The 18620-nt window shown below is 38.7% G+C and carries 16 protein-coding genes; 2 read left to right on the forward strand and 14 right to left on the reverse strand.

Features of this window, described 5'->3' with window-relative positions:
• Window positions 1–8: 8 nt before the first annotated feature.
• The 5 genes from J2S05_RS07815 to J2S05_RS07835 are packed head-to-tail and all read right to left on the reverse strand — an operon-like array spanning window position 9 to window position 4339.
• Window positions 9–896 (reverse strand): ABC transporter permease, encoded by an 888-nt coding sequence (locus tag J2S05_RS07815; protein WP_306981560.1) that lies wholly within the window; start codon window positions 894–896, stop codon window positions 9–11.
• Between the two features lie 30 nt (window positions 897–926).
• Complete coding sequence (gene opp4B, locus J2S05_RS07820) at window positions 927–1892, reverse strand: oligopeptide ABC transporter permease (protein WP_306981562.1); 966 nt, start codon at window positions 1890–1892, stop codon at window positions 927–929.
• A gap of 1 nt (window position 1893) precedes the next feature.
• Window positions 1894–2829: an ABC transporter ATP-binding protein gene (locus J2S05_RS07825; protein ID WP_306981564.1), complete on the reverse strand. Its 936-nt coding sequence runs from the start codon at window positions 2827–2829 to the stop codon at window positions 1894–1896.
• On the reverse strand, window positions 2810–3835 hold the full coding sequence (locus J2S05_RS07830; protein WP_306981566.1) for an ABC transporter ATP-binding protein: 1026 nt from the start codon (window positions 3833–3835) through the stop codon (window positions 2810–2812). The genes J2S05_RS07825 and J2S05_RS07830 overlap by 20 nt, the downstream gene beginning before the upstream one ends.
• Window positions 3836–3889: 54 nt before the next feature.
• Window positions 3890–4339, reverse strand: coding sequence for an Lrp/AsnC family transcriptional regulator (locus tag J2S05_RS07835; RefSeq protein WP_306981568.1), 450 nt, complete (start codon window positions 4337–4339; stop codon window positions 3890–3892).
• A 705-nt stretch (window positions 4340–5044) separates the two neighbouring features.
• On the opposite strand from J2S05_RS07835, the gene J2S05_RS07840 reads away from it, so the two are divergent.
• Window positions 5045–8179: an SH3 domain-containing protein gene (locus J2S05_RS07840; protein ID WP_306981570.1), complete on the forward strand. Its 3135-nt coding sequence runs from the start codon at window positions 5045–5047 to the stop codon at window positions 8177–8179.
• Window positions 8180–8257: 78 nt separating this feature from the next.
• On the opposite strand, the gene J2S05_RS07845 is transcribed toward J2S05_RS07840, so the two are convergent.
• From J2S05_RS07845 to J2S05_RS07870, 6 genes are all read right to left on the reverse strand, one after another.
• The gene (locus J2S05_RS07845; protein WP_306981572.1) at window positions 8258–9343 is read right to left on the reverse strand and encodes a glycosyltransferase family 4 protein; all 1086 of its coding nucleotides are present in this window, start codon (window positions 9341–9343) and stop codon (window positions 8258–8260) included.
• A 162-nt stretch (window positions 9344–9505) separates the two neighbouring features.
• On the reverse strand, window positions 9506–10255 hold the full coding sequence (locus tag J2S05_RS07850) for a glycosyltransferase family 2 protein (protein WP_306981574.1): 750 nt from the start codon (window positions 10253–10255) through the stop codon (window positions 9506–9508).
• Window positions 10252–10734, reverse strand: coding sequence for a hypothetical protein (locus J2S05_RS07855; protein ID WP_306981576.1), 483 nt, complete (start codon window positions 10732–10734; stop codon window positions 10252–10254). The genes J2S05_RS07850 and J2S05_RS07855 overlap by 4 nt, the downstream gene beginning before the upstream one ends.
• 76 nt (window positions 10735–10810) lie before the next feature.
• The gene (locus J2S05_RS07860) at window positions 10811–11722 is read right to left on the reverse strand and encodes an NAD-dependent epimerase/dehydratase family protein (RefSeq protein WP_306981578.1); all 912 of its coding nucleotides are present in this window, start codon (window positions 11720–11722) and stop codon (window positions 10811–10813) included.
• A complete protein-coding gene (locus J2S05_RS07865; protein ID WP_306981580.1) occupies window positions 11670–13040 on the reverse strand; it encodes a UDP-glucose dehydrogenase family protein in 1371 nt (456 codons plus the stop codon). Before J2S05_RS07865 ends, J2S05_RS07860 begins: the two co-directional genes overlap by 53 nt.
• The gene (locus J2S05_RS07870; RefSeq protein ID WP_306981582.1) at window positions 13040–14449 is read right to left on the reverse strand and encodes an O-antigen ligase family protein; all 1410 of its coding nucleotides are present in this window, start codon (window positions 14447–14449) and stop codon (window positions 13040–13042) included. Before J2S05_RS07870 ends, J2S05_RS07865 begins: the two co-directional genes overlap by 1 nt.
• 277 nt (window positions 14450–14726) lie before the next feature.
• Here J2S05_RS07870 and J2S05_RS07875 point away from each other — a divergent pair, with 277 nt between their 5' ends.
• Window positions 14727–15077, forward strand: a complete 351-nt coding sequence (locus tag J2S05_RS07875) for a hypothetical protein (RefSeq protein ID WP_306981584.1) — start codon at window positions 14727–14729, stop codon at window positions 15075–15077.
• A gap of 93 nt (window positions 15078–15170) precedes the next feature.
• On the opposite strand, the gene J2S05_RS07880 is transcribed toward J2S05_RS07875, so the two are convergent.
• Genes J2S05_RS07880 through J2S05_RS07890 form a run of 3 tightly spaced genes read right to left on the reverse strand, consistent with a single transcriptional unit; the run spans window position 15171 to window position 18539 of the window.
• A complete protein-coding gene (locus J2S05_RS07880) occupies window positions 15171–15995 on the reverse strand; it encodes a glycosyltransferase family 2 protein (protein ID WP_306981586.1) in 825 nt (274 codons plus the stop codon).
• A gap of 24 nt (window positions 15996–16019) precedes the next feature.
• Complete coding sequence (locus J2S05_RS07885) at window positions 16020–17102, reverse strand: glycosyltransferase (protein ID WP_306981588.1); 1083 nt, start codon at window positions 17100–17102, stop codon at window positions 16020–16022.
• Complete coding sequence (locus J2S05_RS07890) at window positions 17103–18539, reverse strand: lipopolysaccharide biosynthesis protein (RefSeq protein WP_306981590.1); 1437 nt, start codon at window positions 18537–18539, stop codon at window positions 17103–17105.
• Window positions 18540–18620: the final 81 nt, after the last annotated feature.

Below are 18620 nucleotides of genomic sequence, written 5' to 3' on the forward strand. Positions count from 1 at the left end.
TCCTCCTTTTAACCTCTTCTTTGTTTTGCGTCAGTCGCCCGCTTCAGCGCTTGTCCGACATTATTTATACACAGCATCAATACAAAAATTAGAATTGACGCAGGTAACCAAATCCATGGCCGTAGCTCTAATACAGAAGGGTTTCGCGCATACCCTACAAGTGTCCCCAGACTTGGTGTTGACTCTGGGAATCCAAAACCTAAAAATGATAATGCAGACTCTAAACCAATATTTGCAGCTAAATTCAATGTCATTGTTACGATAATTAATGACATGATATTAGGTAATAGATGGACAAATAAAATCTTCATATGAGATGATCCTAATGTTCTTGCAGCATGTATATACTCTAAAGCCGACTCTTGCATGGCTTTAGCTCTAATAATTCTTGCAATATGCATCCAAAGGAATGCAGCCATAATAAGGGAAAACGTCCAAACATCATATTTGGGTACAATGGTTACAAAAACAATGATAATCATGGTATTTGGTAACGATTGAAAAAAATCAAGAACTCGCATTAGGATATTATCAATCCAACCACCAAAATAACCTGCAATAAGACCTACTAATATTCCTGTCACTCCACTAATTAACGTTACTAAGATCCCAATTGATAAGGAATTACGAGTTCCTATGATTAACTGCCCAAAAATATCTCGACCACCATAATCTGTTCCTAACCAAAAATCACGTGATGGAGGCTCATACATTGCAAACAAATCAACAGAAACGATTTGATCTTTATCAAGTATTAATGAAATGCTATAAACTGCCAGCGCTACTAAAGCAACTAGCAGAAAAGAAATAAATGCTATTTTATCGCGGACAATCTCACGCCAGATGATTCGTATTCCGGATGGAGATTTTTCTTCCGCAGCAACACTCTTAGCCAAAACCATTCACCTCTGCTCTAATAAAAGAAATTATTTAATCCGAATTCTCGGATCAACCAAACTCATAATAATATCTGATAATAATCCACCTAAAATGTATGCCAATCCAAATATAAGAACAAGTGCAGTTACTACACTAAAGTCTCTTGTATTAATCGATTGGACAAACAATTGACCCATACCAGGATACGTATAGATTGCCTCAACAAAAATCGAGCCAGATATCAGTAAAGTAATTTCATATCCAAAAAGAGCGGCAACTGGCATCAACGAATTACGGAAAATATGTTTGTTATATAATCTTTTTTCTGAAACTCCTTTTGAGCGTGCTAGACGAACAAAATCTTTTTGTTTTGTATCTACAATTTCACTTCGTAAATACTGGACCGTACCCGTTATTCCAATTAACGCAATAGAAAATGATGGTAAAATCAAATGATTTATTTTACTTAGTACATACTCCAAAGTGCCTGGTTCTAGACCAGGAGTTACACTTCCACCAGTAGGAAACCATCTGAGCATAAAACCAAAAACTAGTAACATAATTAAAGCAAAGATAAACAAAGGTGTAGCAAACCCTACATAAGTGTATCCAGTAATTAAACGGTCACGAATCGTATCGTGGTATTTACCACTAATAATTCCTAAAGGAATCCCCATAAGGTAAATTAGAATAGTTGAAAATAATGATAACCAGACAGTGTTCCATACTCTAGACTCTATTAAATCAGTAACAGGTACTTTTCGGGCAAAAGAACGTCCGAAATCTCCTTGTAACGCATTTAAAACCCAATCCTTATACTGTATATACCAAGGGTTATCCACACCCATAGCCACTCTCATTTCTTGAATGACTTCAGGAGGGAGATCGGGATCCCCTATAAGACCAGTTAATGCGTCACCTGGCATAGCCTGAGCCAACAAGAAGACAAAAAGAGAAAGAAGAATTAGCTGAGGTATGGCTATAATTAACCTTCTCAAAATAAATTTCCACATATCAGTCAACCTTTCCAGGTAATGCAGCTAGGTGAGTATCAGAAATTCGCTGCAAATCTAAAACCTGTCCTTCTTCATCAAAATAATCATTATACGAGCTAGAATATTGTTCTGAGACGTCTTTTCGAAATGCGTCTCGTTCTTCTCTATTATCTGGGTCTATATCTGGAATAGCTGATAGTAACCTCTTTGTGTAGATATGTTGAGGGTTATTAAAGATATCATCACTCGTTCCCTCTTCAACAAATCTACCTTTGTACATAATGCCTATACGATCACATATATGACGGATAATTCCTAAGTCATGACTAATGAATAAGTATGTTAGATTAAGCTCCTTTTGAATATCCTGCATAAAGTTTAATACTTGTGCTTGGACCGAAACATCCAATGCCGAAACAGGCTCATCGGCAATAATAAGTTTAGGTTTTAAGGCAATTGCACGAGCAATACCGATGCGTTGTCTTTGACCTCCGGAAAACTCGTGAGGATACTTATAGATACTCTCAGGATTCAATCCTACTTTATCCAGTAATTCTTGAACCGCTTTTTTCTCTTCTATCCGAGTAAGCTTCTCAAAATTACGGAGCGGCTCTGCAATGATATCCATGACTCTTTTTTTGGGGTTTAATGATGCATAAGGATCTTGAAAGATCATTTGAATATCCTTTCGAAAATCAAACCCACCCTTAAGTCCTTTTGTTATGTCTTTGCCGTCAAATAATACTTGGCCACCTGTAATTTCATTTAATCCAATAACTGCGCGTCCTGAAGTAGTTTTCCCTGAACCAGACTCTCCCACTAATCCGTAGGTTTGGCCAGGCTCTAAATTAAAAGAGACTCCATTTACAGCTTTAACATGTCCTACTGTACGTTTAAGAATTCCAGCTTTAATAGGAAAATGTACATTAAGATCTTTAACTTCCAGTAACGCCATTGCCAACTTCCTCCTCAACCTTATCAGGGAATTCAAAATGCTTATAGCATGTACATCTTACAAAGTGCCCTGGCGAGATTTCATGTAATTCTGGATTCTCTTCATGAGCTGTTTCTGCCACCCACGGAATCCTTGGAGCAAAGCGACAGCCTATTCGTGGAAGCTTCTGCAATGAAGGAACCATACCTTGAATTACATGTAATTTGCTTTTAGCTGCATGACCATGTGGTACTGAGTTTAATAAAGAGCGTGTGTACGGATGTTTAGCATTCTTAAACAATTCTCCAACAGTTGCAATTTCAACAATTTGACCTGCATACATGACCGCTACACGATCAGCCATTTCTGCAACAACACCAAGATCATGCGTAATTAAAATAACTCCACTATTCGATTCATTTTTCAATTTCTTAATTAATGAAAGAATTTGCGCTTGAATCGTCACATCTAATGCCGTAGTTGGTTCATCAGCAATTAAGAATTCAGGATCACACGCAACCGCAATCGCAATGACAATACGTTGTCTCATTCCACCTGATAACTCATGTGGAAATTGATTATATACGTATTCAGGACGCGGAATGCCTACTTGATTAATTAAATCAATTACTTTTGCTTTTCTATCTTTTTTCCCAAGTTTGGTATGCAAATAAAGCATTTCATCAATTTGCTCTCCAACAGCTTTAAGAGGATTTAACGCGGTTAAAGGGTCTTGAAATATCATTCCAATTTCTTCTCCGCGTAGCTTATTCATTTTTTTCTCAGATAGCGCGGCAATATTCTGACCTTTGTAATCAATCTCGCCTTCTATTTTCGAATTCAGCCTGTCGTGAAGACCCATAATTGAATAGGCCAATGCACTTTTACCTGAACCTGACTCTCCAACAATTCCTAAAATCTCATTTTTATTTACACTAAGTGATACATCATCCACAGCCGCATAATACTGATCATTAATTCGGAAAGAGGTTGATAGATTCTTAATGTTCAATAACGCTTTATCCAAGTAATCCACCCCGATATTTATAAATGTGATTATATTCAAATAATTCAGCTTATATTAAGCCATATAAGAGAAGGTATCTTTGTATTTCTTAAGTTCAATACTGACATCTGCCGAGACAATACCATCTAACTTTGCTAGCTCCTTATTAACAAAATGAACAAGATCCTCATTACTCTTAAAGTAAGCTTGTAAAATTAAATCATGCCTTCCAGAGAACGCTGCTACAAACCGTACTTCTGGGTATTGATTAAGATGTTTGGCTACCGCTTCTTGTTGACCTAGCTTTGTTGTGACACCAATAATGGCTTGCACACTCAAACCAATCGCGTCAGGCTCAATATGTATGATGAATTCAAAAATATTATCCTGAAGCATACGATTAATTCTCGTTCTAACCGTTCCTTCACTAACCTCAATTTGCTTTGCAATTTCCGTGTAAGGTTTTTTACCGTTTTCTTGCAATAACTTCAGGATGGCAAAGTCTACGTCATCCAGTTTCGCCATAAGACCACTCACTTTGCACTATTATATTTAGTAATACAGAGTAGAAAAACTACGATTTATAGATTTCTACGAGATTTTTTTGCAAATTTCGTAATTTGAATATTTTCATTATAAAAGACTCTTAGAAAGAAAGCAATATTCAATCTTTTTAAAATAGTATTTTTTATTGATAGATTATCTGACGATTTATCCATAAGTACGAGAATTCGTAATCTTTCAAGGCGAAAATGCATCTTTTTTTCGAATATTAATACAAAAACTATGATAAACTACGAATTTTTATCTATGAGTAAAGTTACCCTCCTCGTATTCATTATATTAATATAGATTCTAATCTTTTCCTCCATTTTTCTCATGACATATTGGATAATATTCTATCTAAATTCTCTTCTTGTGACGTGTTTCTTCATTATAATGTTTTTCTTCTACTCCCTAAGAGATCAGAAAATCCTTACTATTTTCTTTTAATTCTCATACTCCATCTCCGGTTGAATACATACAAGCTCATTCCGTGTGTAAGGGTAATTATAAATTACATTTTTAAACTCACTATCATTTAGGCATTATATACTAGTTACATAGAATCATTTACTAGAATTCCGCGAATTTTGTCGGTATAACACTTAACTTTTTACCCATTTACAACGATAATATCCTTAGGGGACTAGTTATTTAGTTTCTTAAAAACTACTTTTATATGAAGAGGTGAGTTTCATTAACATTCGTCATGTTGTCGCAGGCACTTCACCAATCGTCTTAGCTTTTATGATGTCTTCAGTACCCTTTCAATCTGCCTTAGCTAATTCAAATTATAAGATCACGCATTATGACCTTGACTTCAAAAATGTTGTCGACAGGCAAGTTAAGGCTAATGCACAGACTGATAAAACGTACGACGTCTACATTCATTCTGATGGAGTGAACCTTGATTCAGGGGGCAAAACTGGAACATCTAAGGGAGCTTGGAATGTCCGCGGTGGCGCGGGTTCACAATCATGGAAGATCGGTCAAACGTCTAACGGTCAAAAGCTAACCATACTCGGAAGCAAAAAAGCCAGTGACGGTTCCACTTGGTACCAAATTAGATATGATCGTACATGGAAAAACGCAAGTCCTGAAGATGTTGCGCATTACCTAAACCCTAACAATGTCCAACCAGGGACAAGCAGTTATTATCAGTTTTTAAATTTAAGTGAAACAGCCAATTTGAGTGCTCAGTCAATCAATAATCAGCTCTTAAATGGAAAAGGTGCTTTATCAGGACAAGGCCAAGCTTTTATTACTGCAGCTAAATCAAATAGAGTGAATGAGATTTATTTAGTATCTCATGCATTATTGGAAACTGGCAATGGTTCCTCACCATTAGCAAAAGGGATTCAGCACAAAGGTAAAACAGTCTATAACATGTATGGAATTGGTGCCTTTGATGGAAATGCTGAACAAGCTGGTGCTGCTTATGCATATAATCAAGGATGGTTTACGAAAGAAGAAGCTATTATAGGTGGCGCTAAGTTTGTTGGAAATAACTACATATCTAAGGGCCAAAACACGCTTTATAAAATGCGATGGAATCCTGATGCTCCTGCAACACACCAATATGCAACAGATATTGGTTGGGCAGAAAAACAGACATCACGAATGGCGAGCATGTATAACCTGGTTGATGATTACACGCTTCATTATGATATTCCTCAATATAATAATCAGCCAGGAACAGCACCAGATTATAGCCAAATTGATGATAATCAGAAAAAAGATGGCACACCAGGTACCACTACAGCCAACTTAAATGTTCGTTCTGAACCAAGCACAAGTGCTAATCGTCTAACTCTGTTATCATCAGGGACAAAATTAACGATCATAAGCAAGCAGAATGGCTGGTATCAAATTCATGCAAATGGCGTAGACGGATGGGTTTCCGCTGAATTTGTAAAAGTAGATGCAAGTGCTCCACCTGAAAACAATAATTCTGATAAAGAGCAAGTTACAGACGATGGGAATTATGAGGTTATTGGATCTGGTACCACTACAGCTCGTTTGAATCTTCGTTCTTCTAACAAGATTGAAGCAAACAACATCGTAACAACGTTGAATAATAATACTAAGGTCGACATTCTCGAGAAAAGTGGAAGTTGGCTAAAGGTTAGTGCCTCTGGCAAAACAGGTTGGGTTTCTGCTCAATATGTGAAAACCTCTTCTGCATCTGGGGCTCCTTCTACACCTAAAGATGAAGCAACTTCAGGGGACAAAGTCATCTCTTCTGGTACGACAATGGCTCGTTTGAACCTTCGTTCTTCTAATAAGATCGAAGCAAACAACATCATCACAACGTTGAATAATAACTCTAAAGTTGAGATTCTTGAAAAGAGTGGTAGCTGGTTAAAAGTGAAAGCTGGTAGTCGTACGGGTTGGGTCTCTGCTCAATTTGTGAAAACGTCTGCTGGATCCGGAACTCCTTCTACACCTAAAGATGAAGCAACTTCAGGAGACAAAGTCTTCTCTTCTGGTACAACAACGGCTCGTTTGAACCTTCGTTCTTCTAATAAGATCGAAGCAAACAACATCATCACAACGTTGAATAATAACTCTAAAGTTGAGATTCTTGAAAAGAGTGGTAGCTGGTTAAAAGTGAAAGCTGGTAGTCGTACGGGTTGGGTCTCTGCTCAATTTGTAAAAACTGGTTCTACAGCTCCTGCTACTCCTAACCAATCAGCGGATAAAGCGTCTGGCACTGGTACAACTACTGTTCGTTTGAACCTTCGTTCTTCTAATAAGATCGAAGCGAACAACATTGTGACAACGTTGAATAACAATTCTAAAGTTGAAATTCTTGAGAAAAGCGGTAGCTGGTTAAGAGTGAAAGCTGGTAGTCGCACTGGTTGGGTCTCTGCTCAATTTGTGAAAACCGGGTCTACAGCGCCTACTGCTCCAACTCAATCAGCTGATAAAGCGTCTGGCACTGGCACGACTACTGCTCGTTTGAACCTTCGCTCTTCTGCGAATGTAGCTAGTAACAACTTGATCACAACATTGAATAACAATCAACAAGTTGAGATTCTTGAGAAGAGTGGTAGCTGGTTAAAGGTTAAAGCTGGCAGTCGCACTGGTTGGGTTTCTGCTCAATTTGTAAAGACCGGCTCTACAGCGCCTGCTGCTCCAACTCAATCAGCCGATAAAGCGTCTGGTACTGGTACAACTACTGCTCGTTTGAACCTTCGCTCTTCTGCGAATGTAGCTAGTAACAACATCATCACGACGTTGAATAATAATCAGCAAGTTGAGATTCTTGAGAAGAGTGGTAGCTGGTTAAAGGTTAAAGCTGGTAGTCGCACGGGTTGGGTTTCTGCTCAATTTGTAAAGACTGGCTCTACCGCTTCAAATACTACTAAAGCTCCAACTCAGTCAGCTGAAAAAGCTTCTGGTACTGGCACGACTACTGCTCGTTTGAACCTTCGCTCTTCTGCGAATGTAGCTAGTAACAACTTGATCACAACATTGAATAACAATCAACAAGTTGAGATTCTTGAAAAGAGTGGTAGCTGGTTAAAGGTTAAAGCTGATAGTCGCACGGGGTGGGTTTCCGCTCAATTTGTGAAGACTGGCTCTACGCCTGCTGCGCCTAAGCAAGAAACCAAAAAAGAAGAGAAAACAGCAAATAAAGGTACAACCACTGCACGTTTAAACCTTCGTTCTTCAGCTAAAGTAGCCGACGATAATTTTATCGTTACGCTTAAACAGAATGAGGAAGTAGAAATTCTTGAAAAGCAAGGCAACTGGTATAAAGTGAAAGCCGGAAGCCAAACAGGTTGGGTTACTTCGGAATTTGTAAAAGCAAGCTAATCTGGCACATAAAAAAGGAAGTCTCAAATTGAGACTTCCTTTTCCTTATTAAAAAGTAGACATGATCTTTAATAGGTATCACTCTAATTTTTTTACAAGCTGCATTTTCCCCAAGGCTTTTAATAATGGTTTTCTCTTCTGACCGATCAAACCGATCCCTTCTGCAAATAACATGATTCCACATAAGATAACGACTAACAAAACAAGAGATACCCAATTTGCTGTTTGTGAGAATAGGACGGCAACTGCACCAAATAACATTGATATGCCATAAATAATAAGAACTGTTTTTCGGTGCCCATACCCCATCGCCAGTAAGCAATGATGGAGGTGACCTTTATCTGCCGTACCTATGCTTTGTTGGTTTAATGTGCGTCTAATGACAGCAAACGTTGTATCAATAAATGGAACGGCTAAAATAAGTAAAGGAACAATTAAGCTAAACATTGTCACGCTTTTAAATAATCCCATCATGGAGATAACGGCCATAGCATACCCTAAAAACATAGAGCCTGTATCCCCCATAAAAATCTTGGCAGGATAGAAATTATAGAGTAGAAATCCAGATGTACTTCCTAGAAGTGAAAGGGATAAGACAATCACACTGGCATAGGCTAGCGGATGACCTGTAGCCATGATTAACATGGTAAGGACAGCTATCATTGTAACTCCTGCGGCAAGTCCATCTAATCCATCAATTAAGTTAACGGAATTTATAACGGCTAAGATCCATATGATTGTGACGATAAAGCTAAGGAATCCAAATTCTACATTGCCAATAAACGGAATTTGAATAAACTCAATTCGTAAGCCTGATGATGCGGCACATATTGCCGCAACCGTTTGGCCAATCAATTTTGTTTTGGCTCCCAGTGCAAAGCGATCATCAATTAATCCAACTATGGCAAGAATGACAGCTCCAGCTATTAAGAACCCCATCTCATTTTGCGCTTCACCAAGTTGAGACCATAAAACAGCAACTCCAGCTGCCATCCCAAACATAATAGCCACTCCACCAATACGTGGCATATTGCCTTTATGTACTTTTCTATGATCAGGTTTATCAACAAATCCCCATTTACGTGCAAAGGCCATGACCATTGGAACCGTTGCAATCGTAACTAAAAAAGCGGTTATTAGACCAAACATATACATCTGCATCATGACTCACCTCAGCACCATTTAAATTGCGTACAAACATCTGCCCTTGTACCAGCATTTTTTTGTTATGTTGTTACGCTATATCCAAACAATAGCAAAGCAAAAGGTCGTTGTGGGCAGATTTACAAACGTTTAACAAAGGGTTTAGAATAGCCATCATTTTGTTTATAATTTCTTAAAACCGTGCCATGCATAGCTTGCAAAAACGTAACAGGCTTTCCAAAATGGCAGATTTTCATTGTATCTATAGATCGTCCAGTTCCTTTTAGCTGCTTTGAGTTTATTACTGGATATTGAGTTTGACACTTTTCGATAACATGCTAGTTCCTCGTTTATTCCATATGCTTGATTTCCATCTTTTAAGATGGTTAGCCACAATACAAAATCCTGCCTTGTTCTTATTGTTGGCATTTGTACTTTTCCTAACACGTCAATATTTAACATCACTGTGAGACAGCCGATAATCGTATTTTTAAGCAAGCTATTGTATGTGACTACCTCTGGCGCCTCCACTAACTTCTCCCTTTTCTGACCATCTTCTCTAATAATCCTATAGCTTGTAAAAGTAAAGACAAATTGATTAGCTTCCATAAAATGAACCTGTCGCTCTAGCTTCTCCGGTAACCACAAATCATCACTATCTAAAAACGCTGCATATTTTCCTCTTGCTTGATTAATCCCCTCATTACGTGCACCTGCCGCTCCATTGTTAGTTTGTAACTGTACAACAGAAATTCGTGAGTCTTTATCTGCAAAGCTTTTTGCGATCTTCATACTTTCATCAGTGGACCCATCGTCTACCAGGATTAGCTCCCAGTTGGGGTATGTTTGATTCATTATCGATTGAATGGTTTCTCCGAGAAAACGCTCAGAGTTGTAAACTGGTGTTATGACAGATACTAGTGGTTCAGTCATTCTCTCACTCCTTCTTTTTCTGTTATCTCTACATGGTCTGCTACCCAGAGGTCTGCCGGCTTGCGATAGGTAATTTTAACTTGTTCCGACTGATCCATATCCCAAACGATGGAGATTCCCTCTTCAGTCTCATCCGTCACAATAGGTTGATGACTTGTATCGACTGAAACAAAAGCTTCTACCTGTGGATCGACCTCACCATTTAGCCAATTTGTTGTTTTGCTTAACAACGATTCGCCTAGATAAGGAGATAACTCCTCGTGCAGCTCTTCTTTCGTTAACGGTGTCTTCTTTAATTTCTCTACCTTAAAAGCTGTTGCAACGTGATTAAGACGAACAGCCATGATCCCTTCGTAGTCTACGGTACTAGTTGAAGGTTCATTTGGGTTTGTTTGCTCAATACCTTGATCTAGAAAGAAAAAACCACTAACAAAAGCAATAATGAATGCCATGAAGACTATCTTTTTATATAATTTCACGGATATTTTTCTCTCCTTTGTCCAAAAGAAAAAGGGGATAGACGACACGCAAATTGCGTGTCATCTATCCCCTCACTCACGAGCGATAAAAAGAGTAGGTCTCCCCCAAGCCCTTCTTAATATCGATTCGTGGTGCCCAGCCCATTTTGGCCAATGCTTTCTCATTTGTTAAGTAACTATGTTTAATATCACCTTTACGTTCTTCTTTTATTTGTTTCTCTAATTCGAAACCGGCCACTCCCTCCATGTACTGAACCGTTTCAATCAATGATGTTGCTTTTCCTGTACTGATGTTAAATACATCATTAAATGATTCATCACTAGCTAGAAGGTTCGCCGATACAATATCATCTACATGAATAAAGTCTCGCGTTTGTTTTCCATCACCAAACATCGTGAAAAGCTGCTTCTTAAGTGCACTATTCATTAACACACAAATGACTCCACCTTCACCTTTTGGATCTTGGTATCTGCCATAAACATTAGCATATCGGAAAATGGTATACCGTATACCATACAAATTAGAGTAAGTACGAATATATTCTTCAGGATTATACTTAGATATTCCATACATAGATAACGGTCGAATTGGATGTAGCTCATCAACACCTAAATAGTCAGGTGTGCCATATATAGCCGCAGAAGACGGATAAATTAAGCGACATCCTGGTACACTGCGGCACGCCTCTAACACATTAATGGTTCCTAATATATTTATGGAAGCATCCTTGATTGGATCTGCAATAGCAGATTGTACATCAATTTGTGCGGCATGATGATTGATCAGATCCGGCTTTTCTTTTTTGACAATGTCGACAAATGCTTCATCTCGGATGTCAACTCCGTATACTTTGCAGTCACTTAGCCATTCAAATTCTGTATGGGCTGCTTTACTATCTACAACCACTACTTGATCTCCACGTTTGAGATAGGCTTCAACTAAGTTTCTGCCGATGAAGCCTGCTCCCCCTGTAAGTAATACTTTCATATCTCTCTCCTTCTATTTCTATTTTTGCTCGGCCTACTGAATCATAATAAAATCCATGATGTTTCATAAGCTGTGGGTCAAACAAATTCCGACCGTCAATCACAATAAGTGATGCGAGTTCATCTTTCAGTTCATTCAGATTTAGTTCTTTAAATTCTTTCCAATCAGTTAAAATCATTACGGCGTCTGCATCACGTGCGGCTTCCTGCCAGCTTGAGGCAAATGTAATGTGAGGTAGATAACTCACTGCAGCCTGCATAGCAACAGGATCATACGCCCTCACTTCAGCACCAAGGCCCGTAAGCATCGGAATAATGTCTCTTGCCGGAGCTGCACGCATATCATCTGTATTCGGCTTAAAAGCCAGTCCTAGAACTGCTATTTGTTTGCCTCTTAATCCTTCCACACCAAACGCTTGTTTTGCTTTCATAACTAACCGTTTTCGTTGTTCAAAATTAACCTTTTCAACTTCAGGTACAATTTTTAGAGAGTAGCCTGCACTCTGTCCCATCTGAATAAATGCCTGTGTATCCTTAGGAAAGCAGGAACCACCGTACCCAATCCCAGCTCCAAGGAAAGCTGATCCAATCCGAGGGTCAAGCCCCATTACTTCAGCAACCTTAGTGACATCAGCATCAAGCTGTTCACAGACATTAGCGACTTCGTTAATGAAACTAATTTTTGTTGCCAAAAAGGCATTTGCTGCGTACTTACTCATTTCAGCCGTTGCTAAATCGGTAATAACCAAGTTCGTATTAAATGGTTTGTGTAGCTCTATTAATAATTCTTTTGCTTTTTCTGACTCTACTCCAAGAACAGCACGCTCCATATGCATCGTATCATAAATGGCTGTTCCTTCACGTAAAAACTCTGGATTTGATGCAACATCAAATGCCATTTTACCACATTGTTCCTGAATCCAGTTCTTTATTTTTTCTCCCGTCCCAACCGGTACGGTGCTTTTTGTCACAATTACTTTGTAGGAAGTTAAGTGATCCCCAATTTCTTTAGCCACTGATTCGATAAAGGACAAATTAGCTGATCCATCTTCGTTAGCGGGCGTTCCCACTGCAATGACCACAAGATTGGCTTTGTCCATCGCTTCTTTAAGATTCGTTGTAAAACGAAGCCTGCGATTCTTTTGATTTTTGACAAGCAATTCTTCTATACCTGGCTCATAAATAGGTGAACGCCCTGCTATAAGTTGCTTAATTTTATGTTCATCTTGATCCACACACGTTACGTGATGACCAACCTCGCTGAAGCATACTCCTGATACAAGTCCTACATATCCTGTCCCTACAACACAAATGTTCATTATTTTTCTCCAACCTTTCTTGGTTCCAGAGATTCTCGGTTGTTATTAACTCTGTTCATTTGTACGTAACGCTTTCCTATTTCCGCACATAAAACAGTAATCATTACGATCACCCAAAAGCGTGGTGATACAAAATCCGAACGGTAGAGTGAGGTGATACCCAGGTGAAACCATAAAATCACAGCATATTGATAATAAATATGTTCCTTTCTTCTTTTATATAAATGAAGAAAAAATAAGATAAAGGCTATCAGAAAAGCTCCTCCACCTAATAGTCCATGCTCAAATAATAGGTCTACAAACACATTATTGGATGTTGCACTTAGTTTAGAACCATACGCCAGAAATTTAGTTTGAGCTAGAAACTCATAGCTGCCAGGTCCAAATCCAAACAGGGTATTCACCCATGAGAAGTCAAACAGCCAGATAAATGGATACACTAACATATATAAGCGACTGTGATTCGTGACATCAAATAAAACATCAAACCTTCCGATAATAGGCATGAATAGCTCCAAAACCAAGCTCCATTTCCACCAAATGAATAAACCAATTGGTATGAACGATGCGAGTATAGGTAGGATAAGCCTATTCCAATTTATTGTTCTGGACGTGACGATTAACCATAAAGCAAACAATGCCACAAGCAAGACATTTACATAACCACTAATCGAAAAGGAAAATATTAGAACAAAGAGTACTGGTAACATCCATTGCCAGAGATATGAGAACTTATTTTTATATAACAGTAAGCCAATAATAAGACCATCGATTAGAAATGGTACAAGAAAGCTTGGCTCCTCCGTTAAAGACGTTAACCTGAAATTAATAAGTACCTCTGATTGAACACTGTGAACAGCGGATCGAGTTTGAACATCAGGCATTGGGTAACCAATTGATAAATGCAAAAACTGCCAAATACCAAACAAAACCAAAACACCGATTCCACCTAAATAGGCTCTACCTATATAATTCAGTTCCGTTTTTGTCATGCGTTTTAGTAATAGAATGAATAAAGTCATTATGCTAATATAGATGGCTCCATTGAACACTCTACGTGGCAAAGAGTTTTGATAATAATTCACATATTCAGAAGACAGCATATAGGTCAAATTAAATGTCCCTGCTACTATCGCTAAACTTGCGGAAACAAACAACGTAATAATTATCAAGTAATATGGAGACCTTAACGACTTAATAGGATGTAGCTTGTTTTCTGATTCTGAGAACCAAACAATAAACAATAAGCAAAGAGCGGCAAAACTAGTTAGCACTGACGTAGCAATAGGTAAGACTTTCTGATATTGACTAACAACAGCAAAAGGTGCCAAAAACGCCAGCATTATTAAAGCCAATGCTAATAACGAAGATCGATAAGGTTGTATGGTTTTTTTTAGTATTGTGATCATAGTCTGGGTTCCTTGTCTATTAGGCTGTCATCATCATAGCACGCATCAAATACCACTTTTGTTAAGTAGCTGTAAAGATTAAATAAAGATATTCGAGAAGTTATCATAAAAGGGAGAAAGCCTGCTCGTTATTCTCTTTTAGCTTTACCGAAACAATGGGATTTAACCACGATCCCTGTTCGTATTTACCTTCTTTACAAAAGAATTATGACGAGCTTGCAAGCCTAAAAATAGTCGTTATACTTATATTCGAACCCAGATAAAGGAGGCTGTTTAATTGAAATACTCATTGTTATTAGCTGTACTATCTTCAGTCTTACTATTGACCGCATGTGGTCAGCAACCATTGACCATACGGAGTACACTTGAAGGTGATCAATATGTGCGAAATAATATAGAATCGTTTACGGGAGAAACCTTTAATCAACTCTTATCAGCTGAGTATCCAGTAGATGAGTTAGATATCGAAAAATTGAAGAACGTCATAAGTGAGAATGAGCAAACTAGATATACTCGATACAATGATGAGTTATATCGATACAACGCAGCAGGCAACCTTCTTTATTACACCAAATGGAGCGAAGAGGCAGGGGAGTATAAATTAACAGCGCTGGAATTTCCAGAGTAACAAGTAAAAAAGGGGTTTCGATGTTCATTAAGAATGAACATCGAAACCCCTTTTTCTATTTTTTATCAAACATTGCAGATCACTATGATGAGCTTATGTGCGTTCCTTGACTCCATTCACTTTTACTTCTTTCTCACTAAATGTTAATGCTACAGCTTTTGCATACGTGTGAATGGGTCGCTTCACGTGGCGGATTTTCTTTGCAAATAGAGCTGTTAATAAGATAATATCAACTGGCTTACTGTATAGGGCACCAAATAACGCACCTTTGCTCACCATTGTCCTCTCATCAAGCCGTGATGCTTGTGTGGGTTTAAGGTGATACACAATAACTTCAGGAATATAACTTATGGTGTAGCCTGCCCTCTGAAGGCTAAAAAGAAAGATATTCTCCTCCCCACTAGGATGTTTAGCACCAAGACCAAAGCTTTCATTAAAGCACAAGTACTGACGGTCAACTGCCTGCACGTCCACAAACATCTCTATAGAAGACTTCCGAAACAAATCTCTGGTTCGCACATGGTCCGCTTTTTCAGTTGGATAACTCTTATACGATTGATTTGTTGTTGGATCAAAGATTTGATAGCACACTACTTGAGCTTTGTTTTGGTTAAAAAAATCCTCCACCTTTTCAAAGGCATCATTCGGGTACCAGCAATCATCATCTGAGAACGTTACATATTGTCCACTTATCGCTTTAATGCCTTCATTTCGCGCATAAGAAAGACCTCGTTTGTTTAATTGAACCTGCTTGTAAGCAAACGCCCTTTCTCCCAGCAAATCTGCTACTACTTCATGCTTATCCTGTGAGACAACAATAACTTCAAACTTAGTACTCGTTTGTTTTTCGAGACTCTCAAATAATCGACTAAGCTCTTGCTCTCTTGTACCTAATGTTGGGATGATGATGCTTAACATCGAATCTCCTCCAAAAAGAATGATTTAAAATAATTGTTCATACGCTCTTACACAATTATCAATTGAAAAGGTAGATGCACGCTGCTTTAATGCACTCTCTGGCTGTGGGTGATCTAATGAATACAATATTGCGTCTGCCATTTCCTCAACAGCACCTACTCCTACAAGTTTTCCGAGTCTCCCATGCTCAAGAATCTCTGCAGGTCCACTTGGACAATCCGTAGCTACCACGGTTGTACCCATGGCAAATGCCTCAATCAACACATTCCCAAAGCCCTCCCATGCTGAGGAGAGCACAAATAAATCAGCTTTTTTCATATAAGGGTATGGATTAGTCTGAAAGCCTACAAAATCGACAACCTCTTTTAGGTTTAGCTCAGCTGTGAGTTTCGTGAGAGTGTCTTTTTCAGGTCCATCACCAACGATCATTAACCTCGTATTTGGTCGCACTTCATTTACCTTCTTAAAGGCATGAAGTAAGGTCTTATAATCCTTTTGCACATGCAATCGACCAACTGTCACAATCACTTCCTGGTTTTGGTCAAACCAAGGATGCTCCACTACATTCTCACCATTTTTTAATAGTTCAGTTGTCACAATCGGATTATAAATCACATGAATCTTTTTATCCGAAACTCCAGAAACCTGATGAATATCATCCGCTACTCCCTTAGAGACACAAACGATGTCATCAGCAAATCTATACATGATTGAAATCCCACGTTTCACCTTGTTAAATTGTGGCAGCCTGCGCGCTTGCTCTGTGATATTAACATGACTACTCACAATAATTTTTGTCGGTACCCGCGTTAGTTTTTTTGCGAGTAGAACAATCAAATTAATATAATCCTTAGCTGATATCAGCACATCTGGCTTATGCTTAGAAAGATACTGGCGAATCGCTAAACAGCTTGCACGTAAATTAGGTTTGTCCAGATGAATTACACGAATACCATCAGGAATATCGTTCATGTATTCACCCTTCATTTGCACAACTACTAAGTCAACTTGATATCCCTTTTCAAGAAGGCCTTCCATGAGGTGCAGAGTGAGTCGCTCCACTCCCCCACCTTCGAGAGAATATAAAATAAAAGCAATCTTTTTCATTTAACTCTCTCCTCTTTTTCGAGATCGTAGTCGATTGATGATTAGGTTTCGAAATCCTAATGCGTTCACCATCCATATAAGCGCCACATATAGGATCAGCCCAACCAGAACCTGAACAAGTAGCCAACCCAATCCACTCTCTGTTCTCATGAACCAAAGCACAATGCCCATCACAGTCGAAGCACATAAAATCTTAATAAAATCTTTACCTGGAAACGGAAAATCTCGTATCGATATATTCATGAAAAATAAACTCAATAAAATGGCTGCTGCATAGGCTACCACGGTGGCCACGGCTGCACCTCTTAAGCCAAAATCCGGGATCAATAGGATCGTTAAAACAACATTTAAGACTGCTGCTAAAAATACTGGTAGAACCTGCACAGACGTTCGTTTATGTAAATGAAAGATAATATCAACCGCATATAGTTTTAACCCTTTTAAAAAAGCCCCTACCGCTATCAAAGGCATAATTAAAAGTGCTTGCTCTCTGAATCCTTCACCTAACATTAGCCCTACCACATTAGGTGTCAGTACAATCAAACCAATCATGGCAGGAAGTGCGATCAGCAGCAATAGACCTGTATTCTCTTTTACTTGCTTTAAAGCCTCGCTCTCACCCTTTTGCTCCATCGTTCGAACAGCAAGTGGAAACGCAGCTAAATTAATCACTAGCATTAACGTAAAAATGGTCTGTTCAGTTAAATCGTAGGTAGCAGAATAGGTTCCATTTGCTCCAACACCAATCATGGCACTAATAATAAACCGATCCGAATTATGGATAACAACACCTAGTAGAAGCGTTAAAGCAAGAGGGACTCCATATCCAGCAAACTCTTTTATAATAGCTGGTTTGAAGGATGTTAGACGGACAGCTCCTCCCCACTTTTTATACGTTGGCCAAGCTAACGTAACCACAAACGCTAGAACTAGCCCCCAGAGCAACCCAAGCTCCTCAAAACCAGCTAGTATCAACAGAACTCCAAACGCTAAGGCTAAAACAGAACGCATAAATGATAGGTACCCATATAATTTAGGATTAAATTCTGAACGAATAAGATTTAAATTCATTTGGTACCATGACTGACACCATGACAAGATGAGTGCCAACAACACATGGACCCAGCCTAATCCATCAATAAAAAAATATAGAGGAAGCCCTGCTATCGCGCTAACCCCAGCTAACGCTATAAAACTCAATTTAACCGTATCAAGAAAGGGCCTCTCTCCCTGATACATCGGATAATATCTAAGAAGACTCACCTTCAGCCACTCAAATACAATCGCATTAATCATTGCAGCAATCGCAAATACAAGTGCATATCGGCCATACTCAACCTCTGTGAGCAGTCTTGTATACACAGCAATTGCTGCAAAACCAACCAAAGCAGGAATTCCATGTGATAGTAAATAAGCAAATGCATGTCTAGCCAGCAACAGAATTCCTCCTTCAACAACCTTATACACCCAGTATGGTCACAAACTGATTGTAGCAGAATCAGCTCACGAAAAAAAAGC

The organism is Alkalicoccobacillus murimartini (assembly GCF_030813245.1).
Classification (GTDB): domain Bacteria; phylum Bacillota; class Bacilli; order Bacillales; family Bacillaceae_D; genus Alkalicoccobacillus; species Alkalicoccobacillus murimartini.

Coding starts and splice junctions, on each gene's coding strand:
- opp4B (WP_306981562.1), bottom strand. CDS start 1,892: ATGTGGAAATTTATTTTGAGAAGGTTAATTATAGCCATACCTCAGCTA.
- J2S05_RS07825 (WP_306981564.1), bottom strand. CDS start 2,829: ATGGCGTTACTGGAAGTTAAAGATCTTAATGTACATTTTCCTATTAAA.
- J2S05_RS07835 (WP_306981568.1), bottom strand. CDS start 4,339: ATGGCGAAACTGGATGACGTAGACTTTGCCATCCTGAAGTTATTGCAA.
- J2S05_RS07845 (WP_306981572.1), bottom strand. CDS start 9,343: ATGATGCAGATGTATATGTTTGGTCTAATAACCGCTTTTTTAGTTACG.
- J2S05_RS07850 (WP_306981574.1), bottom strand. CDS start 10,255: ATGACTGAACCACTAGTATCTGTCATAACACCAGTTTACAACTCTGAG.
- J2S05_RS07860 (WP_306981578.1), bottom strand. CDS start 11,722: ATGAAAGTATTACTTACAGGGGGAGCAGGCTTCATCGGCAGAAACTTA.
- J2S05_RS07865 (WP_306981580.1), bottom strand. CDS start 13,040: ATGAACATTTGTGTTGTAGGGACAGGATATGTAGGACTTGTATCAGGA.
- J2S05_RS07870 (WP_306981582.1), bottom strand. CDS start 14,449: ATGATCACAATACTAAAAAAAACCATACAACCTTATCGATCTTCGTTA.
- J2S05_RS07880 (WP_306981586.1), bottom strand. CDS start 15,995: ATGTTAAGCATCATCATCCCAACATTAGGTACAAGAGAGCAAGAGCTT.
- J2S05_RS07885 (WP_306981588.1), bottom strand. CDS start 17,102: ATGAAAAAGATTGCTTTTATTTTATATTCTCTCGAAGGTGGGGGAGTG.